Genomic DNA, 24,295 nt, shown 5'->3' with positions numbered 1-24,295 from the left:
TCTAAATGCTCAATGGGTAGTTTGACGGCAAACGGGAGAACGGCGATGAGACTGATCAAAAAGATATTCGTGTTGAGCGCGTTGAGCGCGGCGCTGGCGGCAAGCAGCGTGAGTGTGTCGGCCGATACCAAGCCGACCATCAAGATCGGCTATGTGGAAGGCTGGGACGACAGCGTTGCAACCACAAATGTCGCTGCGCGCGTGATCGAAAAGCGCCTCGGCTATCAGGTGCAGCTCGTGCCGGTCGCGGCCGGTGTGATGTGGCAAGGCGTGGCGCGCGGCGACCTCGACGCGACGCTGTCCGCATGGCTGCCGGTCACGCATGGCGCGTACTGGAACAACTTCAAGGACAAAGTCGTCGACCTGGGTGCCAATTTCAATGATGCAAAGATCGGCCTGATCGTGCCGGATAACGCCGACGTGAAGAGCGTTGGCGATCTGGAAGCGAAGAAAACGGAATTCGGCTCGCGTATCGTCGGTATCGATGCCGGCGCGGGCGTGATGCAGAAAACCAGCGAAGCGATCAAGGCATACGGGCTCGACTATCAGCTGATGCCGAGTTCGGGCAGCGCGATGACCGCTGAACTGGCGCGCTCGGAAGCGGCGAGCAAGCCGATCATCGTGACTGGCTGGAAGCCGCACTGGATGTTCGCGAAGTACAAGCTCAAATTCCTCGAGGATCCGAAGAAGGTGTTCGGCGAAGCGGAGCACGTGGATAGCGTCGTCAATCCTGGACTGGAGACGAAGGCGCCGACGGTCGTCGCGTTCCTCAAGAAGTTTCAATGGAAACCGGGCGAGATCGACAGCGTGATGCTGGCGACGCAGAACGGCGAGAAGCCGACGGCGGCTGCCGATGCGTGGATCAGCGCGCACGGCGATCGTGTGGATAGCTGGGTGAAGTGATGTCGTATTTGATGTGAGTGAGTTGCCGCTTGTTTAGAGCGGCAACTCGTACGATAGAGAACGCCGCTTTTCAGCGGCGTTTTTTTTATTGCAGAACGACAGTCCGATCGCCGTTGATAAACACCCGTCGCTCGATAAACGCCTTCACGGCCCGCGCGAGCGTGATGCATTCGACGTCGCGTCCCGTCGCCAGCAGCCGCTCCGGGCTGTATGAATGATCGACGCGCTCCACGACCTGCTCGATGATCGGACCTTCGTCGAGATCGTCGGTGACGAAGTGCGCGGTTGCGCCAATCAGCTTTACGCCACGCGCATGTGCCTGGTGGTAAGGCTTGGCGCCTTTGAAGCCAGGCAGAAACGAATGGTGGATGTTGATCGCACGTGCCGCGAGCGCACGGCTCGTTTCGCCGGAAAGAATCTGCATGTAGCGCGCAAGAATCATCAACTCGGCGCCTGAGGTTTCGAACAGATCGAGCAAACGCGCCTCCTGTTGGGGTTTGGTATCGGCGCTGATCGGCAGATGATGGAACGGCAAGCCGTGCTGCTGCGCGAGCGGCTCCAGATCGTGATGGTTCGAGCCGATGCCGACAATATCCATCTTCAGCTCGCCCATGCGCCAGCGGAACAGCAAATCGGCGAGACAGTGTTCGAGTTTCGACACCATGATCAGCACCTTCGGCCGCGTGCTGACGTCGTGCATCGCCCATGTCATCTGAAAGCGCTCGGCGATCGATTGGAATTCTCGCTTGAGTGCCGCGATGTGCAGGGTCTCGTTGGTATCGACGCCATGAAACACGCAGCGTACAAAAAAGCGCTCGCTTAGGTCGTCATCGAAAACGGTCAGTTCGTCGATATAACAATGATGCCGGTCGAGAAAGCCGACGACGGCGGCGACCTGGCCCGCCGCGCTAGGACAGGCGACCGTGAGAACCAGTTGATCGGGACGGGAATCGGCGGACATGCGCTCTCCACTTAGGCAATAGGGCAACGCCGCGGGGCGCGGCATGCATCATCGCAGTAGAGCAAATCAGCGGTACAGGGGGATAGAAGCTAACCGCCGTCGCGCTGGAATGGGAGCGTCAGGGGAGGGTGGGGCGGTGGTGCATGGCATTGACGGCTTGCCGTGCTCACTCAGCATCGAGGCCACATTCGCCAAGCAGCCATTGGCGGAACGCGCTGACCGCCGGTGTCGCCGCGCGCTGCGTGACGAGCAGATAGCCGCGTTCCGTCACCACCGGCGTGTCGAACAGTTCGACGAGTTGCCCCGTGGCAAGAAGTTCGTCGACCAGTGGCGCCCAACCGAGCGCGATGCCCTGGCCCATGATCGCCGCGTGGGCCACGAGCGTAAAGCTATTGAATGTGATGCCGCGATGAGCGGCCGGTGCATCCAGACCCTGCGCGGCGAACCAGTCGACCCAAGACAACCAACGTGCAGGCTGAGTGGGTTCGAGATGCAGCAGCGGCAAGCTCAACAAGTCCGACGGCGTGTGCAATTCCGGATGCGCCGCGAGAAAAGCCGGACTGCACACCGGCGTGACACGCTCAGGAAATAGCTTGAGCGCACCGCGCGCGCTCAGGTCTGCATCCTCATCGCCGAACGCAATCGCAATGTCCGCCTGGTCGTGCGATGGATCGAATACGCTCTGCGACGTGATGATCTTGACGTCGACGTCCGGCATCAGCGCCTTGAATTGCGAAAGCCGCGGCATCAACCAGTAGGTCGCGAAACCGAAGTCAGTGGAGAGCGTGAGCGCTTGCGGCGTGCGCCGCGCGCGGATCTCGGTGGTGGCGAGGCGGATGGTGTCGAGGGCGTTGCGCACCGCTTCGAAGAGGCGCACACCATCTTCCGTCAGCGTGACGCCGCGATGGCCGCGTTCGAACAGCGGCACACCGAGTGCTTCTTCGAGTTGTACCACACGCTGACTAACCGCTGGCTGCGTCGAGCCCAGTTCGCGTGCAGCCGCCGTGAAGCTCGCGAGACGCGCTGCGGATTCGAACATCGTCAACGCCTGCATCGGCGGCAAGCGATCCTGCCTCGACATAAGGCCCCCTTATAGGCACATAACGATTTGCCGTCTTCACAGCGGCGAATTGGACGGCAATAGTGGTGTTCACGCGAGGACCGGCACACCGGTTATTCCGCTTGCAACGACACCCGCACCCCTATTTGCGATTCTATTCGAGGCACGCTCCAATGCATGACACGAAACAGAATATCCTTATTCTGATGGCCGACCAGATGACGCCGTTTGCGCTTGCCGCATACGGGCATCGTCTAACGAAAACCCCCAATCTCGATCGCCTCGCGAAGCAGGGCGTGGTATTCGACTCGGCGTATTGCGCCAGTCCATTGTGCGCACCGTCGCGCTTTTCTTTTTTATCGGGCAAGCTGCCGTCTGCGATCGGTGCGTATGACAATGCAGCAGAGTTTCCGTCGCAAACGCTGACTTTCGCGCACTATCTTCGCGCAGAAGGATATCGCACGATCCTGTCCGGCAAAATGCATTTCTGCGGCGCCGATCAACTGCACGGATTTGAAGAGCGGCTCACAACCGACATCTACCCAGCCGATTTTGGCTGGACTCCGAACTGGGACGATTTCGAAACGCGCCCCACGTGGTACCACAACATGAGTTCGGTGATCGACGCGGGTCCGTGCGTGCGCACGAACCAACTGGACTTCGACGATGAAGTCACGTTCACCACGCGCCAGAAGCTCTTCGATATCGCACGTGAGCGGCATGCAGGCAAAGATGCACGGCCGTTCTGCATGGTCGCCTCGCTGACGCATCCACACGACCCGTACGCGATTCCGCGGAAGTACTGGGACATGTATGCGGATGAAGACATCGATCTGCCCGCGCATCGCGATTCGCTCGATGAAACTGATCCGCATTCGAAGCGCCTGCGCCACGTATGCGAAACCGACCACACGCCGCCGACCGACCAGCAGATCCGCAATGCAAGACGCGCTTATTACGGCGCGATCTCTTACGTCGATGACCAGTTCGGTGCGATCCTCGAGGCGCTCGAACAGTCAGGGCTCGCGAAAGACACCGTTATCGTGGTGACGTCCGATCACGGCGAGATGCTCGGCGAGCGCGGGCTCTGGTACAAGATGACGTTCTTCGAAGGAGGCTGCCGCGTACCGTTGATCGTTCATGCGCCGCAGCAGTTCGACGCGCATCGTGTGCACGAGTCGGTGTCGCATCTCGATCTGCTGCCCACGTTAGTAGAGATGGCGCGCGGCGAGCAGCCTGCAAGCTGGCCGGATTCGCTCGATGGTCAAAGTCTCGTACCGCATCTGCACGGCACACAAGCTGGCCACGACGAAGCGATCGGCGAATACCTGGCGGAAGGCGCTATAGCGCCGATTGTGATGCTGCGACGCGGACGCTTCAAATTCATTCACACGCCGACCGATCCTGATCAGCTGTACGACGTAACATTGGACCCGCTCGAACGCGAGAACCTCGCCGCGCGCGCCGAATATGCATCACAGGTCTCAGCATTTCGTGAGGAGATCGCGCAACGCTGGGACCTCGCCGCGCTGCACAACGAAGTACTGAAAAGCCAGCGCCGCCGCCGTTTTCATTTCGAGGCCACGACGACGCAAGGCACGGTCGCGTCATGGGACTGGCAGCCGCATGTCGATGCGAGCCAGCGTTACATGCGCAATCACATCGACCTCGACACGCTCGAAGCGATGGCGCGTTTTCCCGCTGTAACGCGCTGACGTCTCCGCTCACGATTCAACCCATCTATAGGAAGCCGACATGATGAAAAAGCTCTTCAAACAGGCTGTATCCGGCGTTGCGCTGCTGTGCGCGGCGGCCACCTTTGCCGTGGCTGCCGAGCCGCAGTCCTGTACGCAGGTCAACATGGCGGGGCCCGGCTGGACCGACATCGACGCGACCAATGCGATGACCGGTGTGCTGTTGAAGGCGCTCGGCTACCATCAGAACGTGTCGAACCTGTCGGTGCCGATCACCTATCAAGGCTTGAAGAAAGGCCAGATCGACGTGTTTCTCGGCAACTGGATGCCGGCGCAAGCACCGGTCGTGAAGCCGTTCGAGGACGAGAAATCGATCGAGGTTGTGCATCCGAATCTGAGCAATGCGAAGTTCACGCTCGCGGTGCCCGACTACGTGGCGGCCGCGGGCGTGCATTCGTTCGCGGACCTTGCGAAGAACGCCGACAAGTTCGACAGCAAGATCTATGGCATCGAACCGGGGGCGCCGGCCAATCAGAACATCAAGAAGATGGTCGACGACAAGGCATACGGGCTCGGCAGTTGGAAGCTCGTCGAATCGAGCGAAACCGGCATGCTCACGCAGGTCGACCGCGCGGTGCGTGAGAAAAAATGGATCGTGTTCCTTGCATGGGAGCCGCATCTGATGAACACGAAGTTCAAGCTGACTTACCTCGACGGCGGTGACAAGTACTTCGGGCCGAACTACGGCGGCGCCACGGTGAATACCGTTGCGCGTAGCGGGTACGCTGAGCAGTGTCCGAATGTCGGCCGCCTGTTCAGGCAACTCACGTTCAACGTCGATCTGGAAAACGGCGTGATCACCGAGGTGCTCGAGAAGAAGACCGGTGTCAACACGGCCGCCACCGAAGCGCTCAAACGCCACCCCGAATTGCTGAAGTCATGGCTCGACGGCGTGAACACCGCCAGCGGCGCCAATGGTTTGCAAGCGGTGCAAACCGCACTCGGTGTGAAATAACTCCTGCATTCCTGACTACGAGGTCGCTACTCGACAGATTCATGTCGCATCCGGTCGAATCATCTTAAATCTGGACACTTATTCTTGACCCGTCGATGCAGACATACAGGTGATCGTACGCAGTGCCGATAGCTTCGATCAGCCTGGCCGGCTAATTCAGGGTTAGCTGGCCAGGTCAGTGTTAGTGAGCTTCAATCCGTTTCAATCAGTCTCAGCCGATTTCGAACTGCCCGTCATGCGAGAAGCGCCGCGCGTTGGAAGACAGCCCGCAGCAGGGATCGCTTTATCTAACGAAATACGCAGGCAAAGAGCAGGGGAGAACTAGATGAAGAAGAAAAATGCCGTTAGTCTTTCGGGACTCGCCCTCGCGGCAAGCGCGGTATGCGCACCGACGGCGGTCCATGCGCAAAGCAGCGTCACTTTGTACGGGATTCTGGACGCCGGCATCACCTACGTGAACAACGCCGGCGGCGCACACCAGTTCAAATTCGACGACGGCATTTCGTACGGCAACCGGATCGGCTTCAAAGGCGTGGAAGATCTCGGCGGCGGCTTGCAAGCGGTCTTCGTGCTCGAATCGGGTTTTCACCTGGGCAATGGGCAATATGCGTTCGGTGGTGCTGAATTCGGGCGCCAGGCGTATGTCGGCATCAAGAACTCTTGGGGGACTTTCTCGTTCGGCAATCAGCTCGATATGACCGAAGAGTTTGTCTTTCTGTACAACATCTCCGCGTGGGCGAGCGGCTACGCGATTCACCAGGGCGACTTCGACCGGATGAACGGCGACCGTCTGCCGAACTCGGTGAAGTTCCTGTCGAACGATTTTGCCGGCTTCACCTTCGGCGGCATGTACTCGTTCGGTAACACCGCCGGCGACTTCCATCAGAAGAGCGCATGGAGTGTGGGCGCGCATTATGACCACGGTCCATTCAACATGGGTGTTGCTTATACGCAGTTGAACAATCCGTTCGGCATTTATGCGTTCGACCCGTACGCGATGATCGGCACGCACACCTTCCTCGGCCAGCCGACCGTTTCCGTCGATCCGGCCACTGGCGCGGTGACCGATCTGTATAGCTCCTCGGCATTCCCGGTGGATAAACAAGGTGCGTTCGCGATCGGCGCCGCGTATACGATCGGCAACCTGATGATCACCGGCGATTTTACGTACACGACGATCAAGGGCTTCGGGCAGACCTCGCGCATGCAGGTTTACGAAGGAGGCGCGTCGTATAACTTCACGCCTGCGCTATCGCTGTACGGCGGCTATCAACACACGGCCTTCGAAGGCAATCACTGGAACCAGGGCTCGCTCGGACTGCACTATCTGTTGTCCAAACGTACTGATGTGTATGTTTCCGGCGACTATCTGCGTGCGTCGAATGGCGTGAATGCGGTGATCGGCTACAGCTTCACGCCGTCGTCGTCGAATACGCAGTCTGATGTACGGATCGGGATGCGGCATTCGTTCTGAGGCATCTGCGACGGGGCTGGCACTCGAGTGCCAGCCAGCGCGCCTGGGACACAGGTGCAACACTCACTGCGCCGCGCCGTCGCCCTGTTTCTTGTGTTGCGACGCCATCCGCTCCTGCTGGGCGGGAGGTACCGGATCGTAGTGGCTGAGCTGGATGCTGTAGTTGCCGTGCCCGCCTGCGATGGCGTTCAGCCGCGACTGATAGTCGTTGAGTTCGGACAATGGCACCTGGCCTGCGACGACCACGGCGTTGCCCGCGGCCGAGCGTGTGCCATGGACTTGCCCGCGCTTGGCGGACAGGTCGCCGATGATGTCGCCCATTGCGGCTTCAGGCGTCATCACCTCGATGTCCACGATAGGTTCCAGCAGAACGGGCTGAGCTTTCAGCACCGCATCGATGAAGGCCTTGCGCCCGGCGGAAACGAACGCCACTTCCTTAGAGTCGACTGAATGGCTCTTGCCGTCAAAGACGGTGACTCGTACGTCCTGCATCGGGAAGCCGGCCAGCGGCCCGCTATCGATAACCTGAAGAATGCCTTTTTCCACGGCGGGCATGAACTGCCCAGGGATGGCGCCACCCTTGACGGCGTCGACGAACTCGAACCCCGTACCGCGCGGCAGAGGCTCCACGCGTAGCATCACTTCGCCGAATTGCCCGGCGCCGCCGGTTTGCTTCTTGTGACGATGGTGCCCCTCAGCTTTTGCGCCGATGGTTTCCCGATAGGCGATCTTCGGTGGGCGCGTCACGACGTCCAGCTTGTACTGCTCGGATAGCCGCTCCAGCATAAGGCGCAGGTGCAACTCGCCCAGCCCGCGCACCACCGTCTCGTTGGTGCCGACCGGGTGGTCGATGCGCAGACATGGATCTTCCGCACTCAACTTTTGCAGAATCTCCCAGAGGCGCTGCTCGTTGCCGCGGCGCGCAGGCTCGATCGCCAGTCCGTAGATTGGCGTGGGGAAATCGAGCGGAGTCAGGTGGATGTTGCCGTCCTCGGGGGCGTCGTGCAGCACGGCATCGAAACCGATCTCGTCGATCTTGGCCGTGGCGCAGATATCGCCTGGGCCGGCTTGTGGGACATCCACGTGTTCCTTGCCCTGCAGCATCATCAGATGGGCGACCTTGAACGGCTGGCGTGCGTCGCCGATATAGAGCTGGCTGTCCCGCCTGATCGTGCCCTGATGGACGCGAAACACGGCCATCTTGCCGATGTAAGGGTCCACGACGATCTTGAAGGCGTGGGCCAATACATGCTTGTCGGCGACCGGTTCGGCACGCACGACTTCCTGGCGGCCGCGGGTATCGCGGTAGAAGAGGGGCGGGTTGCCTTCCATGGGATTGGGCAGTAGCCGGACGAACACGTCGAGCAATTCCGCGATGCCAGCACCGTTTGCTGCCGACGTGAAGCAGATCGGCACCAGATGCGCTTCGCGCAACGCACGCTCGAAGGGCTCATGCAACTGCTCCGGGCTGATGGCTTCGCCTTGCTCCAGGTAAAGTTCCATCAAAGCGGGATCGATCTCGACCACTTGATCGACCAGCGCATTGTGCGCCGCCGCAACAGACAGGAAGTCGGCGTCGCCCGCGGGGTTGAAAAAGCAATCCACCACCTGGCTGCCGTTCTGCGCCGGTAAGTTGATGGGCAGGCATTCCTTGCCGAAGGCCTCCTGGATTTGCGTCAGAAGCTCCGGAAGATCGACTTTGTCGCGATCGATACCGTTCACGATGATCATTCTGCAGAGCTTGCGTTTTTCCGCCCACGCCATCATCCGCCGAGTGGTCATTTCGATGCCGGTCTGTGCATTGATGACAATGGCGACGGTTTCTACAGCGGGCAGGGCGCTGATCGACAGCCCGGAAAAGTCCGGATAGCCGGGCGTATCCAGCAGATAGACGCGGGTATCCCGGTAGTGCAGGTGGGCGACCGCGGAGTTCAGGGAGTGGTGATATTTGCGTTCTAGCGGGTCGAAATCGCAGACCGTGTTGCCGCGTTCCACGCTGCCGGGCGCGCGTAATTCGCCACCCTGATGGAGCAGGGCTTCGACAAGCGATGTCTTGCCACATCCTGCATGGCCGACCAGAGCGATGGTGCGGATGGCGTCGGGGCTGTAATGCATGGCCGCCCTCGTCCAGTAGTGGATGTGGGGCCATTATTGGCGAAAACGGACCGGTGTGCCATACGACGCCATCAGTGCTGACCCTTAAGCGACCGGCCATCGAATACCTGATTCGCCGGGACGTGTTGACGGCAAGGCCGATGCGTGTTCGCCAGCGTCAAACGAGGCGCAAAATTGAATCGTCCGGTGGAAGTTATGCGCAGCCTGCTGCAAAGCCGGCGCGATCCTCAGACGGAGGCCACAATGATCGATTTCAGGGAAGCCCGGGAGCGGATGGTTGTACGGCAAATCGTTGCGCGGGGTATCCGCGACGTCAACGTGCTATCCGCGATGCGCCGTGTGCCGCGAGAGGAATTCGTGCCTGCGCAACTGCGTGAATTCGCGTACGACGATGGCGCGTTGCCTATCGCGAACCAGCAAGCGATTTCGCAGCCCGCCATTGTCGCGCAGATGATAGAGGCGGCCGAACTGGGTCCGCGCGACCGTGTTCTCGATGTCGGCACGGGATCGGGGTATGCCGCTGCAATTGCGGCGGCAATCGTGGCGCACGTCCATTCCGTTGAACGCGATCCGGTGCTCGCCGACATCGCACGCGAGACGCTGGCGCGGGTGGGCATATTCAACGTGACCGTTTATCTTGGCGACGGCACAGTCGGTTTGAGCGACTATGCGCCGTACGACGCGATTATCGCTGGGGCTGGTGGCCCGCGTATCCCGCAGGCATGGCGTTCGCAACTGTCGATTGGTGGGCGGATCGTGATGCCGGTAGGGCGCGAGCGTCACCATCAGCAATTGATCAAACTGGTGCGGCACGGCGAACAGGATTATCACGAGTGCTGGTTGGGCGAAGTGAGCTTCGTACCGCTAATTGGTGAGGACGGTTGGGCGGATTAGAGCCGACCGGCTTCCATGAGCGCGATCATCTGGACGGTCGCATCAGCCGCACATTCGGCGATATCTTCTTCGCTGGAGTTCTTTAAACCAAGCAACGCATCGTCGAAAAGCCTGGCTTTCAGAAGTGCCGCGAAGGTTGCACCGGCGCCATATTTATCGCTCACTTCCCAGCCCGTGACAGGCAGCCAGCGATCAAGGTAGCTCGTGAACAGTGCGTCGCGTGTGCCCGTCACTTCGTCGCGATAGCGGCGCGCCAGTTCGGGGAAGCGAGGTGCGTCCCGTGTGACGACGCGATAAAGGTCCAACTGCTCTTTCGAAAGAGCGTGTCGTAAATAATCGCTACCCGCAATTGGCAATGCCACGGCCGGCGGTTCGCTAAACCAGGCTGGTTCGCCCGGTTCTGCGGGTTCCGACGCGTCAGCCGACTCTGTGCCGCTAGGCGAGCAGGCCGCTTGCATCACTGCACTGAACAGATCGTCTTTGCTCTCGAAGTGACGGTACAGCGTCTTGATGGACACACCGGCGTCCGCCGCGATGCGATTGACCGAGCTTTCGGCATAGCCGCTTTCAAGGAACGCCCGCAGCGCGGCGTCGACGATCATCGTTCGCTTGCGCGACATCAACGCGGCTTTCGGATTGTCGTCCGACCAGGTCTTGACCATAAGTGTCCCTCTTTTATCTGCTTGACGAATGATACGACAGCGATCACTATACAACAAACGACAGCGATCGCTGTCGTTACTGTGCCGAGTCGACTTTGCCTTACTGGGCAAGGGCCGGCTTACACGTGACCGTTTCCTGGTGGACATTCAGATGAGCAATCCTCTTTCACAATCGTTGCGGCTACCCAGCGGCGCGATTCTCGCAAACCGCCTCGTCAAGGCAGCCATGAGCGAAGGCATGGCCGACGCTAATAATCATTCGACGCCGCGCCTCGAAGCGTTGTACCGGCGCTGGGCGCGTTCTGGTGCCGGGCTGCTTCTCTCCGGCAATATCCAGGTGGACCGGTGGCATCTCGAGCGCCCGGGCAATATCGTGATCGACGACGACAGTGGACAGGAGCAACTCGCACGGCTCGCCGCTGCGGGAACGTCGGAAGGCGCGCATTTCTGGGCTCAACTCAGTCATACCGGACGGCAGGTGCAAGACGCGATCAACACGTCACCCCTTGCGCCTTCTTCAGTGGACATCGACGTGATGAGGGGCGCCGGCTTTTCGTTCGCCACGCCGCGCGAAATGACGGAAGAGCAGATTCAGCAGGCCATTGGGCAATTCGCCTTCGCGGCCAGGAAAGTGCGCGAGGCCGGTTTCACCGGTGTCTCGTTGCATGGGGCGCACGGTTACCTGATTTCGCAGTTCCTTAGCCCGCTCGCCAACAAGCGCACGGACCGTTGGGGAGGTCCGCTTGAAAACCGTTCCCGTTTCGTGCTCGAGGTGGTGGCTGCGGTTCGCTCGGCCGTTGGTCCGGACTTCCCGGTCGCGCTGAAGCTCAATTCTTCTGATTTTCAGAAGGGCGGGTTCACCAATGCCGAGTGCGTTGAACTCGTGAAGACGCTCAACGATTCTTCGCTCGATCTGCTCGAACTATCGGGTGGTTCGCTCGAGCAGCCGAAGATTGCCGGCCTCACGCTAATGGACGAGGGAGAAGATGCACCGCGCGAAAGTACCGTCAAGCGCGAAGCCTTTTTCGTGGATTTTGCCGCCTCCGTTCGTGCCGCAGCGAAGATGCCCGTAATGGTGGTCGGTGGATTTCGCACGACGACAGCCATGATCGAATCGCTGGAGCGCGGTGAACTGGATGTCATCGGGCTCGGCCGTCCGATCATTGCCGATCCTGAGATTCCGAAGCGCATTCTCGCTGGTGAAGTTGATCGTGCGCCTAGTCCCGAAGCTGCGCTCCATCCGTTTCATCTTCTGCCATGGAATAACATGCAACTCGAGCGTCTGGCGGACGGACTCGACCCGGATCTGTCACTGGACGGTGCCGATGCCGTGGAGCAGTTCACTGAGATCGAGACTCGCAACATAACCGCATTACTGCAGCATCGCGCTTAAGCCATCGTTGCGGGGTCGCCCGAACGCCGCCTCGCACCACGGGGCGTTCGGGGATACTGGCAAGGTGCCAGGACTGACTCAGTCAGGCGCGCGGCTATTTGTACTCGACCAGCACTTCGCGGTATGGATTGCTACCCTCGTTGCGTGCCTTGTGCGTCGCGGGAACCTTGGCGCCCTTGCCGATTTCGGACAGCACTTCCAGATACCCGTTCTCGCATTTGAGTGAGTAAATCGCGCCCGTCGGGACTTCGAAGATGCCGAGGTCTCCGCCGTTCTCGTCAAAGATATGCAAGGGTGCGCCTTCGATCGCGTACCACATGTATGAAAGCGTATGGGTATGTACCGGCGTTTCCTCGCCCGGTGCGAGAACGAAGTTCCACACAATAACTTTGTCATTCTCAAATACCTTTTCACTGCCGACACCAGCCATGATCGTCTCCTTGAGTGTGCGAATGTAGCGAGAGGCATCCTGCATTGCAGCAAGCGCCATTCACGTTCGGACTTCAAAACGTGTTGATCGGCCGTGAGGCCGTACTTCGATGGCTGCGGTGCAAGAGGGCCTGTACGCAGAGTAGGCGAATGTCCCACTTGTAGTGGCTCCGCCCGTATGCAGACTTGTCACAGACGAGGCCGATTTATCATTGCGTATGGTGACTTTTTTTCGCGGTGCGGCCGAGACACTGCGAACGCTTTGAATTCATCAGGACGGCAGGAGGTAATTACATGTCGGAACCCTTACGAATCATCCACGGGCCGTTCGGACGAGTGGCGTTGCTGCTGCTGGACAAGAGCATGGTCCTCCATGCACATCGGGTTTCCCACGTCATCTTCAAGGAAGGCGGTCCCGACATTCAGTTCGGGGTCCGCAATCGTGAGTACGTTTTGTCAGACAAGAACGTGCTGCTCGTGAATGCGTGGGAGCCGCATTTTTATGAGCATCGCCCACAATCACAGTCGACGGTGCTGCTCGCACTTTATCTGGAGCCGGATTGGTTGAGGGATGTCGACCGGCGTTTCGCGTACAGTATTCATCCCCGGTTCTTTCCGAGTTCTTCCGTACTGTTGCAGGGGAATCTCAGCCGCCTTCATTCTGACCTGCTCGATATTCTGACCGACCGTGAGGGGAGGTCGCTTGAAGCGGTCCAGGGGCTGATCGCCGACATGACAGGCGAACTGGTCGGCAGATCGCCCCAAGGGAACGTACTTTCAGCAGCCGGACTCGTTGGCGGTATCGCGTATGACATCAGGATTCGTCACGCGATCGAAGCAATGAAACAGGCGAGGGGCCTTACACCCGACTTCGACGATCTTGCGCAAAAGGTAGGGCTATCGCGTCCGCATTTCTTCCACCTATTCCACAAGCAGACAGGCATGACGCCCGCGACTTTCAGCAGCATGCTGCGGATGGACCTGTCGATCGAGAGTGTTTCGCAGCAGGAAATGGCGCTTCAGGATATCGCGCTCGATCTGGGCTTTGACTCGCCGGGAAATTTCACGCGCTTCTTTGTTCGTCAGCAAGGCGTGACACCCAGCCAATACAGACGCAGCGTTCAATATGTTCCTGGGGAAGGGCGGTGACGGCAGGGCGTAGCGGTTGCATCAGTTGATGCCTGTCAGCTTCAATGCATCGATGGTCATATGCGCGCCGAGGGCAACCAGAACAATTCCCATGGTCCAGCGCTGAACCTGCAGAAGTCCCGGGCGACTGGAGAGGAACTTCGCCATACTGCCGGAGCAGATCGCCACGAAACCGTTGACGGACGCGAACGCAACAATCAACGACGAACCGAGCACGAGCGATTGCCTGAGAACGCTGCCGTCCTGGTAGTTGATGAATTGCGGTAGCAGTGACAGAAAGATCATCGCGAGCTTGGGATTCAACAGACTGGTTGTTGCGCCCATCGCGAAAAGCCGGCGAGGGTGTTCGCGGGGCAACTCACGGACCTCGAGGGGAGAGCGGCCACCAGGCTTCACAGCCTGCCACGCCAGATAGAACAGATACGCAGCGCCCCCTGCGCCCAGAACGCTGCCCGCATAAGGCACGCTCAGGAAAAAGGCGGTGATGCCGAACGCTGCCCCAAACATATAGAAGAGGTATCCGAGCATAACGCCCGCAAGCGAGATAAGGCCGGCCGTGCGTCCTTGCGCAATCGAGCGCGACATCACGTAGATCATGTTCGGCCCCGGCGTCACAGCAAGCATTCCGCCGACCGCCAAAAATCCGTAAATCGAAACCGTACCGTGCATTTTCCCGGGCTCCGCCAAGTGGTCATCGGTCGCAGTATCGCCTCGATGCATACTCCAGTAAAACGGATTAAACTGAACATATTCATCAGATTTTCTGACTAAAATGAAAAAGCTCGATCTGGATGCGCTTGAAATGTTGGTGGCGGTCGCTGATACAGGATCGTTTGTACGAGGTGCGGAGTCCGTGCGTCGATCGCCGTCGGCAGTGAGCATGCAGATCAAGACGCTTGAAGAAGCGCTGGGAAAACCGCTCTTCGTGCGAAGCACCCGCAACGTAGCAATCACAGCCGAGGGCCGGACGCTCCTGGACTATGGCCGTCGAATGCTTGCGATGCGCGAGGAAGCATGGGCGTCGGTAGTTCGCCCGGAGATGAAGGGACGCGTAACCATCGGTGTTCCGGATGACTACGCTTCATCGTTGCTGCCGCAGGTTCTGGCAAAATTCGCGATTGCTCATCCGCGTGTAGAAATTCGGGTGATCGGTTTGCCAAGCAGTGAGCTTGTTCCATTGCTTAAAGACAACACGCTTGACCTGGCTTGCTTCACGAAAACAAGGGGCGTCGCAGGCGAATTCATTCGATTCGAGCCAATGGTGTGGGTCGGGTCGCCCGCAAGAAAAGTGTGGAAAGAGCGCCCGCTTTCGATTGCCGTTTTCGCACATGGCAGTACTGCGCGTGCCTATGCCATCAGCGCGCTCCAGCGGGAAAATATCAAATACCGGATGTCCTACGAAAGCCCGAGTTTATTGGGCCTTATCAGCATGGTCGAAGCAGGGCTCGCGATAGCGCCTCTTGCAAGATGCAGCGTACCGGCGCACCTCGTTCAGCTATCGCAGAACGACGGGCTGCCGCCGCTGAATGACCTCGAAGTCGTTTTGGCGCGCAGTGCGCGGTCCGGGCGACCGCCCTGCGACTTTCTCGCTGAACAGATTCTGGCTGATTTGAGAGTTTGAAGCGGTCGCTCGATGGCTGAATCGCCGCATAAAAGCCCGAATTGTCTAGGCGTTATCGCTGTAGGTCGGTGTCTTGACCAAACGGTTAGGCGTCGCTGGCAATCGGCGCCTCGAGAAGGCAACTAAACTCGCGAGCAAAGTCGACAGAGACGCGGGCGTGGACGGCGCCTTGCTTGTCGAAGAACCGCTGTGTCCCTCTGAGCGTGAACACACCTTCATGCCAGATGTTTGGATGGATGTAGAGACCCTGCTGTCCAGTGAAGCGAAAGCATACGAACTTCTCCGGCGCGATGTCGTCACCGGGCAATGCCAATGGAACGTAGAAGGGGCGATGGTCGAGTGGGAAGAACAGCTGTCCGCCGTCTGGGTGGTAGTTCGCGTGCCAGAGCAACATGCATTCTGGTGCGTTGGCGTGGTCGTCGCGGGCTGCTTCCGGCTCTTTTGCGTACGCAAGGATGTAGTGGCCACCTACGGCTTCGTTTCGACCGTAGAGAATGTCCCCGCGCCATTCGCTCACGAATGTGCCTTCGGTTGTGCCGGCTTCATTACCGGTTCCGGGGTCTATGGATCTTGTCCCCAACGCCGGCCACTGCACAATCTCGATCGAGCACTCGCTTGGGTTCGCTACAAGCTTGCCAAATCCGGTGAGGGTTTCTGGAGTTGCGTCGACCACGGGCATCGGCACGCGGCGGAGGCCGGAAGGAAGGGCTGGGTTGAGGTAGTCGATTTCTGGGGGCATGCGGGGAGTTTACATGAGTCAGAAGGTGCTGATGGTGGATACTCGGACCAGGCTTGCTTGACGGTGTCGTCGAATATTCGTAATTTGACATAAGATAAATTATCAACAATTAAGCTGTAGCAGCTTTATGTAAATGTCTGGTTCTGGCTCATTAGAAATGTCCGGTTCCCGGCTCCGGGCTGGCGGCTGTGGCGCATGCTGCGGCATCACAGCCAGCCCGGAACCAGACCATGCGATCGTACTGGCGGCAGAACGCGGGAATAATCAACGCCTGCACCGGTGATGCACGCCCGTCCAACGGTTTATTGCAGAGACCGGCGGGCGCTCATAGTTTCGAGTCCTGGTACAGCGTATCGCGCGGGAAGAACATGCGTGGCTCAAAAGGTGGCAGCCTCACGGTCGCTCCTGCCGCAGTCAGTTGGACATTGCAGGTCTGATCGATCTGCTTACCGCTCCTGTAAATGAATGCGCCGGGGCCGCCATTACATTCATCAGTGTGTTGGACGAGGCGCATTTCACGTCCATTCGAAAGGGATCTCGTGACGACGAACCCGTCCGCGTAGGCTGTGGTCACGCCGACGAGGGCGACTACTCCGATTACGACCTTCGCAATCAGCATGATGGGATCTCCGGGTGCGGCTGCGTGGGACATTGGCTGGAGCCGATGCGTATTGATCATATTAGATCGCGCAGCTTGCAAATTCCAACATCGACCTATGTTCAACCTTTATGGATTTGCGGCGGTCTTGCACGACCGCGCTGGGGCTGAAGCCCAGCCGCGCGGATGCCAGCGCGCCCACAGCACGTCAGCATCCGCCAGCCCATCACTACACCGAAATCAACGCCGCAATCTGCTCCGCACTAAGCGCGTTGCGGTAGATGCGAAACTCGTCGATCAATCCATTGAAATACGGATCGGCTGAAAATTGCGATCGCCCAAGCCAGTTCTGGCTCGTGCTTTCTACACGGAACGGCGCAAACGACATTGCCGTGTTGGAGCCAATCGCCGCACCGTTCAGATACAGCGTTCCGACGTTGCCCGATAACGTCACCGCGACGTGCGCCCACTGCCCGGTAGGCAGGGCCACATTGCCGTAAATGTCCTGCTCGCCCGAGCCACCATTAAGCGTGATGGCAAAGCGCGCGAGTCCGTTATTGGCGCGCGGAGTCAGCATCATGTAGCGGCCCGTGCCGGAACCGAAATCAAATACACGCTCCCAGTTCTTTACTGCGTTCCAGTACACCCACGCCGCGATCGTAAAGTCCGACACGTCGGCCACGATGTCGTTCGGCAGGCTGACATAACCCGTGCTGCCGTCGAGTGATACGGCATTGCCCTTCTTGCCAACCGCCCTGCTCGCACCGCCGACCAGCGTGCCGGTATGTCCGTTCCCGCTAGAATCCGCAGCACTGGTGCCGCTGCTTTCGTCGAATGCCAGGTAGGTCTGCAGTTGCACCGCCGTGACCGCAACGGCCTCGTTAGACGCGGCCGATTCGCCGGCCGGTGTCACCGCGGTCACGACGTAGTAATAGGTGCCGGCTGAGAGACCGCTGTCCGTATAGCTGAGCAGATCGGTAACGCCACTCGCAATGGACGTGTAGGGTCCGCCAGACGTGGTGCTGCGCTTGACGTTATAGCTCGTCGCGTACGCCGTGCCCCACCACGACAGAACGACCTCCCCTCCGCTTGCAATCGCGACGAGCGCGCTTGGCGCTACACCGCTTGCGATCGCATCCAGCGTGCAGGTCAGCGTCCCGTAGCCCAGTTGGTCGTAGCCACCGCTGTTCGGTCCATAGTTGCCTCCGCCACCTTCGGGCTGGACCAGTGTCGCGAACTTCTGCGTGTAAGGCGCGGCCAATCCCTTGCGATTGACGTAGTGGTTGTAGACCAGTGCCCAGCAAGGCCGCACCGTCCCTTGAGCCGAAGTCGAAAACGCCGTCTGGTTCACCTTGTCTACATTGGTGTAGCGGGCAAAAGGCACAGTGTAGAAAGTTGTACCCGACTCGATCAGATTGCTTTTCGCAACGTACTCCGCCCCCATGAGGAAGCGGTTGTTGTCGTAACCGTAGAGATCGACGCCCTGATTCCAGGCCATTTCGCAGATCGCTCCCGCCAGCGCGATGCCGAGCGTGGCGTGTCCCTGGTCACGTCCCGACTCTTGCCATTGACCCAGGTAGCCCGGGTGGACGTAGTAGACGGCCTGCAAAATCGCGCCGTTGCCCGCGCCGCTTTTGAAGTACGTGACAGCTTCATCGAATAGCGACTGGTCGTCGCATAGCACACCAATAGCCATGATCGATGCCACGTTGCACAGATCCCAGTTGGCCCAGTAGTGAGTCACCTCGGTGTTGTTGTGCCGATTGATGAAATCGTGGTTGATCGGATAGAAGACGTTGCGCATCATGCTCTGGAAGCTCGCGAAGTCCGCGGCTGCCCAACCTGAATAGGTGCGCATGATTTCACCGGCATTGGCGAATTCATAGCCGTAGATACCGGCCGCGAGATCGGCGTCGGTATTGCCGCCGATCCCGGTCAACGCCGACGACCAGGCGTTCATGATCTGCACTGCCTTGTCGGCATAAGCGGTGTTGCCAGAGACTTTCCAGCGCAATGCGCATGCGTACGCCGCCGCGACGTCATTGAACAGCAAGGAGTAGTTCTGCGAATGCACCCCGTCGCTACCCCGATAGACGACTGCCTGTGGGCGCGCTGTCCACGACAGGCTTGCATGACTGTTCGAGATCAGGATGTTCCAGCTATCGATCCACGGAGACGCCTGCGCCGCGACCTTCTGGCTCATCCGATCGAAGTCGGCCTGGGTATGCAGCAGACCTGGATGCACAAACGCGCCGGACGACGAACTGCTCAGCACCGCAGCTCGTGATGCGGCCGCCGACAGCGATGACTGGGACCCCTGAGCCGACGATGTTCCTCCACCGTCGCCGCCGCAGGCGGACAGAGCCAACGCGCCCAGGCTGTACAGAAATGTGCGACGCGAAATGCCCTCGGTGATTTGCTCCTGCATCGCCACGGTGTTGGCATGTCCAAACCGTGCTTCAGGAGCGTCTGAATTTACGTGTGCTCGTTGTGTATCGACCTTGCTCGATTTCGACCTCGTCATGCTCTTCTTCTCTCCGAATGAGACGGTCCCGATGGTTTTTTATGGAGCCATTCTGGGTGCCGTCCGTTGTTGGCAAACGTTTGCTTTTGCGGCCGCGATATGTGCCGTCCGCGTTCAGATGCGGATAACATCATTGCGGCTTTTTTTCATGATGCAGTTCAATGAGTGATATTGAAGATTCCACTCGCCTCGTAAAACATACGCCGTCGCAGCTTGATTAATTTCGATCAATGATGACTAAAAATGCGGAAAGAAATTGGTATCGACCACGGCGCCAGGTCTACTGATGGTCCCTGCATCATCAAGGTATACGGCCGATTTAATTCAGTCTGAAGGGGGAAATGCAGATTGCTTCTATAGATTAAGGTAATTTATTGTGAGAGATACACCTTCAAAAAATATTCAATAAAAAATAAGGAAATCCCTATATATAAATCAGGATTTGCTTACGGCAAAGAATAGAAATCTCATATAGTGTGCGCATTGCCATATATGGCAATGCATGCCGCGACTGTTGTCAGGTCTGACCGTCGGCAGCGGGCTGAGGAGTGTCAATAGCTTCCGCATGAAGCAACGCCGTTCCGCTCACTGCGCACGCAACGCCCATCAAACGTCGACCAACGATTCAACTCCCCCTTTTTTCACATCCTGTTCAGTCCAAATGAGGCCAGGCGAAATCGGACGCAGTTGTGCAAGACTTCTATCAGATTGACCACATGATTCACACGGGCGGGGCGCACATGGATGAGAAAGTGACTTATGTGTACGAGTACACGGGTGGCTTTGGCACATACCGTACTACCGGTACACGGGCAGCACATCAACTTCCTCTTGTCGGCGATAACGTAACAATGAAGGTCGACGACCTGGGATTCGATGGCGTGCTGAAAGTGAAGTCACGACTCTTCGACTATGACAAATCGGGCGCATTGACTGTCATTCTGAGTCTGTCTCATACGGTCGCTTAGGATGGCTCAGCGACTAACCTGACCTGTGCAGCGGTGAATGCCAACGCAGTCGCACGCCAAATATCGCGGAAACTCACTCCGCCTTGCAACGTGTTCGATAAGCCCCTTCCCTCTAACAGCGCTCAGATATACGGCGTACGGTCTATACGATCAAGATGACAGTCTCTAGAGACTGTCGCAGGTAATCCACCACGCATGACAACATTTAACGTGACAACCCCGTCTGCCGTGCGTCTGAAAGGCACTATAGTAGAGAGGACTTCCAGCCAGCAGAAGGAGTTCGAGTATGAAATCACGCACCTATCGCATCGCAGCTACGGGAATGCTGATCGCAGCATTGCTACCTGTCCCGGCCGCTCAGGCGCAGCTCGGTAACCTGCTCAATCAGGGCTCGGGTGGTGGATCGTCCGGCGGCCTCGGGAGCCTCGGCGGCATGGGCAGTGCCTTGTCAGGCCAGTCATTAACTTCAGGCAGCACCAGCAACGTCGCGGGTGTGCTCGAGTTCTGCATCAAGAACAACTATCTCAGCGGCGGCAGCGCGTCTTCGGTCAAGGACTCGCTGATGAGCAAACTGCCGGGCGGCTCCAGTTCGGCCTCGACGGACAGCGGCTATACCAATGGTGCCAAGGGCATCTTGAGCAGCGGCGACGGCAAGCAACTGGACCTGAGCGGTGGCGGCCTGAAAGAACAGGTCACGAAACAGGTCTGCGACAAGATTCTCGCCCAGGGGAAATCCTTGCTGTGAGCGGGTGTGGAACATGTTGATGCAGAACACGGAATCCGATACGCCCCTCGAGCTGCCCGCACATAGTTCGCCATGGAGCATCTTCTGCATTTTCCTGCGGCTCGGCCTGACCTCGTTCGGTGGCCCTGCCGCCCATCTCGGCTACTTCCGCGACGAGTTCGTTAAACGCCGCCGTTGGCTCGACGAACACACGTTTAGCGATCTGGTCGCGCTGTGCCAGTTTCTGCCGGGCCCCGGCAGCAGTCAGGTCGGTATCGCGATCGGCCGCTTTCGTGGCGGCATCGCGGGCGCGTTGGCGGCCTGGCTCGGCTTCACGCTGCCGTCGGTGCTGTTGATGGTCGCGTTTGCCTACGGTTTCACCCATCTGGCAGAGGCAAACGGGCTTCATCTGCTGCGCGGCCTCAAACTCGCTGCGGTCGCCGTCGTTGCGCAGGCAGTCTGGTCGATGGGACGCACGCTGTGCCCCGACCGCGCCCGCGTCACGATCGCGGCTGCGTCGGCCATCGCGGTGATCGTGCTCGGCGCAACTTATGGCCAGATCGCATCGATCGTCGTGGCGGGCATCGCCGGCGCCCTGCTTCTGAAATCATCGACCGAGGTGCCGCGCGCGCCGCTCGGCATGCCCGGCACGAAGGCCGGCGCCCTTCTTTGCCTCGCTGTCTTCGGGCTGTTGCTGTTCGGCTTGCCTGCTGCGGCCGCCTTGCTGCATGCGTATCCACTCGACCTGTTCGCGGCGTTCTACCGGGTCGGCTCACTGGTGTTCGGCGGCGGCCATGTCGTGCTGCCTTTGCTGGAAGCGGTCGTCGTGCCGCGCGGTTGGCTCTCGACCAATTCTTTCATGGCCGGCTACGGCGCAGCCCAGGCGATACCGGGTCCGCTATTTACTTTCGCGGCGTTTCTAGGCGCCGCCAGCACCGGTAACCCGGCGGGTATAGCCGGTGCGCTGATCGCCACCATTGCAATTTTTCTGCCTTCCTTTCTGCTGGTCGGCGCCGCGTTGCCGCTATGGGGCGAACTGCGGGCATTCGCGTCGATGCGCCGGGCGATGGCCGGCATCAACGCTGCCGTGGTCGGCATTCTGCTCGCCGCGCTCTACGATCCCGTCTGGACCAGCGCGGTGCACAGCGGGCGTGATTTCGCCCTCGTCATCGTGGCGCTCGCTTTGCTCGGCTGGTGGCGCCTGCCTTCATGGGCCGTGGTGCTGCTCACGGCGCTGCTCGCGTGGTGGGTCGTCTGAATTCCCTTCCACGATCGGTCCCCGCGTGAATCGGCGCGGGCATTCGACGTCAGGCGCGAAATCTGCTGCTCGATAGACCCGTTGATCGCATGTGCCGGATTCGCCCTGCTGCAGGCCGGTTCGGGCAAGCGACTTCAACGGCCCAATCGGGGCGACCGGTAACGTTTTCCATAGCAGGCAAGCTGGTCCCGTCCGTCGAACGAAAAGGAGAACAACGATGACCCTGCTCATTTATCTCGTAGGTTGGATCATTCTGATAGGCGGCGTGGCGTGGGGACTGATGGCGCTGCATGTTGCACAACATACGATCGCGATCGTCGCGGTCGTTATGCTCGGCCTCGCGGTGATCACCGGCGCCACGCGAACCCGTAACCGCGACCGGTCATAGCGCCAGGCACGTTCTCATTCCACCCTTACATTTTGTCATGCTATGATGCGAATCGTTCTCATTTACAAGGGCGCCGCATCCATCGATCCGGCGCGTCCGGTAGGCCATGGCGGCAATCGAATCGGCCCTGCATCACGAGATGCAGGCGCTCTACAGCAATCATCACGGCTGGCTCCACGCGTGGCTGCGTAAGAAGCTCGGCTGCGCGCATCGCGCGGCCGACCTTGCGCACGACACGTTCGTGCGTCTGCTCGCCCGCGATGAACCGCTCGCCCTGGAAGAACCGCGTGCGTTCCTGACGACCGTCGCGCAACGCGTGATAGCCAACTACTGGCGTCGCGAGCAGATCGAGCGCGCTTATCTGGAAGCATTGGCGCTCGTCCCCGAAAGTTTTGCGCCCTCCCCTGAAGAGCGTGCGTTGCTTCTCGAAGCGCTGTGTGAAATCGACAGTCTGCTGGAGCGACTGCCGCTCGCCGTCAAGCGTGCGTTCCTCCTCGCCCAGCTCGACGGCTTGAGCCATGCCGAAATCGCCGCACAACTGAAGCTGTCCGTCTCGACCGTGAAACGCCATCTGGTGCGCGCCGGCGCGCAGTGTTTCTTTGCGCTCAGCGCGGCCTAACGGATCGACGGATGAACGCGAGCGCGCGACCCGATATTCCACAGCACATCGCCCTGCGCGCCGTGGAGTGGTGGATGGAACTGCAATCCGGCGACACCACGCGCGCGCAGCAACTCGCGCTGACCCGATGGCGCGCGGAGCATCCCGATCATGAGCGTGCATGGCAACACATCTGCAGCGTCAGCAGCCGCTTCCGTGGCCTTGCTGAAACGAGCGCGGGCAACACCGACGCAGGTAGCGCGGCGGCCGCACGCGCTGCGCTGACGCGTCCTGGCTCGGCGAAGCGCCGTGCGAGTGTCAAAGTCCTCGCAAGCCTGCTGTTCGCCGGCGGCGCGACATGGATTGCCGGGGAACACGTGCCGTGGCGCGCATGGAGCGCGGATGCGCGCACCGCCCTCGGTGAACGCCGCACCATGACGCTTGCCGACGGCACCCGCCTGACCCTGAACACCGACAGCGCCATCGATATCCGTTTCAGCAATGCCGAGCGCCGCGTGCGCCTGATCAAAGGTGAAATCATGATCGCGACCGGTCACAACGAGAGTGAGCGCCGGCCGTTCATCGTCGAGACGGCGCAAGGCAGTTTGCAGCCTTTGGGCACGCGCTTCGCCGTCAGACAACAGAGCGCGCTCTGCCGCCTCGATGTGTTCGAAGGCGCCGTGCGGATCAATCCATGCGATGCTCCCAGTCTCGCGCCGATCGTCCATGCAGGCCAACGCGCCCGCTTTACACGTGATGACATCAGCGCGGTCGAGCCGATCAGCGAGAACGATGCAGCATGGACGGATGGCCTGATTGTCGCGAGCGGCATGCGGCTCGGCGACTTCGTGAACGAGCTCGACCGCTACCGAGCGGGGCATCTGAGCTGCGATCCCTCCGTGGCCGGTTTACGGCTTTCGGGCACCTTCCCACTCGCCGATCCCGACCTCGTGCTCGACACCCTGACGAGAACCTTGCCGGTTGAGGTCGTATTCATCACGCGCTATTGGGGCACCGTGCGCGCGGCTCGCTCTTAAAACCGGCTTGCGCTACCGGCGCTGAAATTTTTTCGTTTGTTGTGAGCTGTTTTCGAATCTCGCGTGACAAGGGAGATGAGAGCAACACATC

Annotated in this window: 23 protein-coding genes; 14 read left to right on the top strand and 9 right to left on the bottom strand. The window is 59.5% G+C overall.

Features of this window, described 5'->3' with window-relative positions; all coding sequences use genetic code 11:
* Positions 1–45: 45 nt before the first annotated feature.
* Complete coding sequence (locus tag M0D68_RS25480) at positions 46–903, top strand: glycine betaine ABC transporter substrate-binding protein (protein WP_093644425.1); 858 nt, start codon at positions 46–48, stop codon at positions 901–903.
* Between the two features lie 85 nt (positions 904–988).
* On the opposite strand, the gene purU is transcribed toward M0D68_RS25480, so the two are convergent.
* Positions 989–1,864 carry a formyltetrahydrofolate deformylase gene (gene purU, locus M0D68_RS25475; RefSeq protein WP_256458061.1) on the bottom strand — a complete coding sequence of 292 codons (876 nt, stop codon included), beginning with the start codon at positions 1,862–1,864 and terminating at the stop codon, positions 989–991.
* Between the two features lie 166 nt (positions 1,865–2,030).
* The gene (locus M0D68_RS25470) at positions 2,031–2,945 is read right to left on the bottom strand and encodes a LysR family transcriptional regulator (protein ID WP_266225714.1); all 915 of its coding nucleotides are present in this window, start codon (positions 2,943–2,945) and stop codon (positions 2,031–2,033) included.
* A 152-nt stretch (positions 2,946–3,097) separates the two neighbouring features.
* Between M0D68_RS25470 and betC the strand changes: the two genes are divergently transcribed.
* From betC to M0D68_RS25455, 3 genes are all read left to right on the top strand, one after another.
* Positions 3,098–4,639 (top strand): choline-sulfatase, encoded by a 1,542-nt coding sequence (gene betC, locus M0D68_RS25465; protein WP_266225712.1) that lies wholly within the window; start codon positions 3,098–3,100, stop codon positions 4,637–4,639.
* A 40-nt stretch (positions 4,640–4,679) separates the two neighbouring features.
* Positions 4,680–5,633: a choline ABC transporter substrate-binding protein gene (locus M0D68_RS25460; RefSeq protein ID WP_266225710.1), complete on the top strand. Its 954-nt coding sequence runs from the start codon at positions 4,680–4,682 to the stop codon at positions 5,631–5,633.
* Positions 5,634–5,958: 325 nt separating this feature from the next.
* Positions 5,959–7,107 carry a porin gene (locus M0D68_RS25455; protein WP_093644417.1) on the top strand — a complete coding sequence of 383 codons (1,149 nt, stop codon included), beginning with the start codon at positions 5,959–5,961 and terminating at the stop codon, positions 7,105–7,107.
* Positions 7,108–7,170: 63 nt separating this feature from the next.
* Here the strand turns inward: M0D68_RS25455 and fusA are convergent, their stop codons facing one another.
* The gene (gene fusA / locus M0D68_RS25450; protein WP_266225708.1) at positions 7,171–9,222 is read right to left on the bottom strand and encodes an elongation factor G; all 2,052 of its coding nucleotides are present in this window, start codon (positions 9,220–9,222) and stop codon (positions 7,171–7,173) included.
* Positions 9,223–9,465: 243 nt separating this feature from the next.
* Between fusA and M0D68_RS25445 the strand changes: the two genes are divergently transcribed.
* Positions 9,466–10,116, top strand: coding sequence for a protein-L-isoaspartate(D-aspartate) O-methyltransferase (locus tag M0D68_RS25445; protein ID WP_093644412.1), 651 nt, complete (start codon positions 9,466–9,468; stop codon positions 10,114–10,116).
* On the opposite strand, the gene M0D68_RS25440 is transcribed toward M0D68_RS25445, so the two are convergent.
* Entirely contained in the window at positions 10,113–10,718 is a 606-nt protein-coding gene (locus tag M0D68_RS25440) for a TetR/AcrR family transcriptional regulator (protein WP_266225706.1), read from the bottom strand. The genes M0D68_RS25445 and M0D68_RS25440 overlap by 4 nt on opposite strands.
* Before the next feature lie 211 nt (positions 10,719–10,929).
* Between M0D68_RS25440 and M0D68_RS25435 the strand changes: the two genes are divergently transcribed.
* On the top strand, positions 10,930–12,171 hold the full coding sequence (locus tag M0D68_RS25435; protein WP_266225705.1) for an NADH:flavin oxidoreductase/NADH oxidase family protein: 1,242 nt from the start codon (positions 10,930–10,932) through the stop codon (positions 12,169–12,171).
* A gap of 94 nt (positions 12,172–12,265) precedes the next feature.
* Here M0D68_RS25435 and M0D68_RS25430 read toward each other — a convergent pair whose 3' ends face one another.
* Complete coding sequence (locus tag M0D68_RS25430; protein ID WP_233468880.1) at positions 12,266–12,646, bottom strand: hypothetical protein; 381 nt, start codon at positions 12,644–12,646, stop codon at positions 12,266–12,268.
* 248 nt (positions 12,647–12,894) lie between these two features.
* On the opposite strand from M0D68_RS25430, the gene M0D68_RS25425 reads away from it, so the two are divergent.
* Positions 12,895–13,749 (top strand): helix-turn-helix transcriptional regulator, encoded by an 855-nt coding sequence (locus M0D68_RS25425; RefSeq protein WP_211703421.1) that lies wholly within the window; start codon positions 12,895–12,897, stop codon positions 13,747–13,749.
* Positions 13,750–13,770: 21 nt separating this feature from the next.
* Here the strand turns inward: M0D68_RS25425 and M0D68_RS25420 are convergent, their stop codons facing one another.
* The gene (locus M0D68_RS25420) at positions 13,771–14,418 is read right to left on the bottom strand and encodes a LysE family translocator (protein ID WP_200620493.1); all 648 of its coding nucleotides are present in this window, start codon (positions 14,416–14,418) and stop codon (positions 13,771–13,773) included.
* Between the two features lie 103 nt (positions 14,419–14,521).
* Here M0D68_RS25420 and M0D68_RS25415 point away from each other — a divergent pair, with 103 nt between their 5' ends.
* Positions 14,522–15,370, top strand: a complete 849-nt coding sequence (locus tag M0D68_RS25415) for a LysR substrate-binding domain-containing protein (protein ID WP_266225701.1) — start codon at positions 14,522–14,524, stop codon at positions 15,368–15,370.
* Positions 15,371–15,455: 85 nt separating this feature from the next.
* On the opposite strand, the gene M0D68_RS25410 is transcribed toward M0D68_RS25415, so the two are convergent.
* The 3 genes from M0D68_RS25410 to M0D68_RS25400 all read right to left on the bottom strand — a co-directional run bounded on the left by M0D68_RS25410 (position 15,456) and on the right by M0D68_RS25400 (position 19,135).
* The gene (locus M0D68_RS25410) at positions 15,456–16,109 is read right to left on the bottom strand and encodes an ureidoglycolate lyase (RefSeq protein WP_266225700.1); all 654 of its coding nucleotides are present in this window, start codon (positions 16,107–16,109) and stop codon (positions 15,456–15,458) included.
* Between the two features lie 325 nt (positions 16,110–16,434).
* Complete coding sequence (locus tag M0D68_RS25405) at positions 16,435–16,728, bottom strand: hypothetical protein (RefSeq protein WP_266225699.1); 294 nt, start codon at positions 16,726–16,728, stop codon at positions 16,435–16,437.
* 208 nt (positions 16,729–16,936) lie between these two features.
* On the bottom strand, positions 16,937–19,135 hold the full coding sequence (locus M0D68_RS25400) for a LamG-like jellyroll fold domain-containing protein (RefSeq protein ID WP_266225765.1): 2,199 nt from the start codon (positions 19,133–19,135) through the stop codon (positions 16,937–16,939).
* Between the two features lie 785 nt (positions 19,136–19,920).
* On the opposite strand from M0D68_RS25400, the gene M0D68_RS25395 reads away from it, so the two are divergent.
* The 6 genes from M0D68_RS25395 to M0D68_RS25370 all read left to right on the top strand — a co-directional run bounded on the left by M0D68_RS25395 (position 19,921) and on the right by M0D68_RS25370 (position 24,204).
* Positions 19,921–20,199 (top strand): hypothetical protein, encoded by a 279-nt coding sequence (locus M0D68_RS25395; protein ID WP_236074789.1) that lies wholly within the window; start codon positions 19,921–19,923, stop codon positions 20,197–20,199.
* A 286-nt stretch (positions 20,200–20,485) separates the two neighbouring features.
* Positions 20,486–20,944 carry a DUF2501 domain-containing protein gene (locus M0D68_RS25390; protein ID WP_200567597.1) on the top strand — a complete coding sequence of 153 codons (459 nt, stop codon included), beginning with the start codon at positions 20,486–20,488 and terminating at the stop codon, positions 20,942–20,944.
* Positions 20,945–20,963: 19 nt separating this feature from the next.
* Entirely contained in the window at positions 20,964–22,181 is a 1,218-nt protein-coding gene (gene chrA, locus M0D68_RS25385) for a chromate efflux transporter (RefSeq protein WP_211703417.1), read from the top strand.
* 217 nt (positions 22,182–22,398) lie between these two features.
* On the top strand, positions 22,399–22,569 hold the full coding sequence (locus M0D68_RS25380) for a hypothetical protein (RefSeq protein WP_167378525.1): 171 nt from the start codon (positions 22,399–22,401) through the stop codon (positions 22,567–22,569).
* Between the two features lie 106 nt (positions 22,570–22,675).
* On the top strand, positions 22,676–23,188 hold the full coding sequence (locus tag M0D68_RS25375; RefSeq protein WP_200620336.1) for a sigma-70 family RNA polymerase sigma factor: 513 nt from the start codon (positions 22,676–22,678) through the stop codon (positions 23,186–23,188).
* Positions 23,189–23,199: 11 nt separating this feature from the next.
* Positions 23,200–24,204, top strand: a complete 1,005-nt coding sequence (locus M0D68_RS25370; protein ID WP_266225695.1) for a FecR domain-containing protein — start codon at positions 23,200–23,202, stop codon at positions 24,202–24,204.
* Positions 24,205–24,295: the final 91 nt, after the last annotated feature.

Origin of the sequence: Paraburkholderia sp. SEWSISQ10-3 4, from assembly GCF_030464785.1 — a bacterium.
Classification (GTDB): domain Bacteria; phylum Pseudomonadota; class Gammaproteobacteria; order Burkholderiales; family Burkholderiaceae; genus Paraburkholderia; species Paraburkholderia aspalathi.
This window is presented reverse-complemented; position numbering and strand designations above follow the sequence as displayed.

Bases quoted from the DNA above. Each gene is read 5' to 3' on its own strand.
- M0D68_RS25480 (WP_093644425.1), top strand. From the start codon at position 46: ATGAGACTGATCAAAAAGATATTCGTGTTGAGCGCGTTGAGCGCGGCG.
- purU (WP_256458061.1), bottom strand. From the start codon at position 1,864: ATGTCCGCCGATTCCCGTCCCGATCAACTGGTTCTCACGGTCGCCTGT.
- M0D68_RS25470 (WP_266225714.1), bottom strand. From the start codon at position 2,945: ATGTCGAGGCAGGATCGCTTGCCGCCGATGCAGGCGTTGACGATGTTC.
- betC (WP_266225712.1), top strand. From the start codon at position 3,098: ATGCATGACACGAAACAGAATATCCTTATTCTGATGGCCGACCAGATG.
- M0D68_RS25460 (WP_266225710.1), top strand. From the start codon at position 4,680: ATGATGAAAAAGCTCTTCAAACAGGCTGTATCCGGCGTTGCGCTGCTG.
- M0D68_RS25455 (WP_093644417.1), top strand. From the start codon at position 5,959: ATGAAGAAGAAAAATGCCGTTAGTCTTTCGGGACTCGCCCTCGCGGCA.
- fusA (WP_266225708.1), bottom strand. From the start codon at position 9,222: ATGCATTACAGCCCCGACGCCATCCGCACCATCGCTCTGGTCGGCCAT.
- M0D68_RS25445 (WP_093644412.1), top strand. From the start codon at position 9,466: ATGATCGATTTCAGGGAAGCCCGGGAGCGGATGGTTGTACGGCAAATC.
- M0D68_RS25440 (WP_266225706.1), bottom strand. From the start codon at position 10,718: ATGATCGTCGACGCCGCGCTGCGGGCGTTCCTTGAAAGCGGCTATGCC.
- M0D68_RS25435 (WP_266225705.1), top strand. From the start codon at position 10,930: ATGAGCAATCCTCTTTCACAATCGTTGCGGCTACCCAGCGGCGCGATT.
- M0D68_RS25430 (WP_233468880.1), bottom strand. From the start codon at position 12,646: ATGCAGGATGCCTCTCGCTACATTCGCACACTCAAGGAGACGATCATG.
- M0D68_RS25425 (WP_211703421.1), top strand. From the start codon at position 12,895: ATGTCGGAACCCTTACGAATCATCCACGGGCCGTTCGGACGAGTGGCG.
- M0D68_RS25420 (WP_200620493.1), bottom strand. From the start codon at position 14,418: ATGCACGGTACGGTTTCGATTTACGGATTTTTGGCGGTCGGCGGAATG.
- M0D68_RS25415 (WP_266225701.1), top strand. From the start codon at position 14,522: ATGAAAAAGCTCGATCTGGATGCGCTTGAAATGTTGGTGGCGGTCGCT.
- M0D68_RS25410 (WP_266225700.1), bottom strand. From the start codon at position 16,109: ATGCCCCCAGAAATCGACTACCTCAACCCAGCCCTTCCTTCCGGCCTC.
- M0D68_RS25405 (WP_266225699.1), bottom strand. From the start codon at position 16,728: ATGCTGATTGCGAAGGTCGTAATCGGAGTAGTCGCCCTCGTCGGCGTG.
- M0D68_RS25400 (WP_266225765.1), bottom strand. From the start codon at position 19,135: ATGCAGGAGCAAATCACCGAGGGCATTTCGCGTCGCACATTTCTGTAC.
- M0D68_RS25390 (WP_200567597.1), top strand. From the start codon at position 20,486: ATGAAATCACGCACCTATCGCATCGCAGCTACGGGAATGCTGATCGCA.
- chrA (WP_211703417.1), top strand. From the start codon at position 20,964: ATGCAGAACACGGAATCCGATACGCCCCTCGAGCTGCCCGCACATAGT.
- M0D68_RS25380 (WP_167378525.1), top strand. From the start codon at position 22,399: ATGACCCTGCTCATTTATCTCGTAGGTTGGATCATTCTGATAGGCGGC.
- M0D68_RS25375 (WP_200620336.1), top strand. From the start codon at position 22,676: ATGGCGGCAATCGAATCGGCCCTGCATCACGAGATGCAGGCGCTCTAC.
- M0D68_RS25370 (WP_266225695.1), top strand. From the start codon at position 23,200: ATGAACGCGAGCGCGCGACCCGATATTCCACAGCACATCGCCCTGCGC.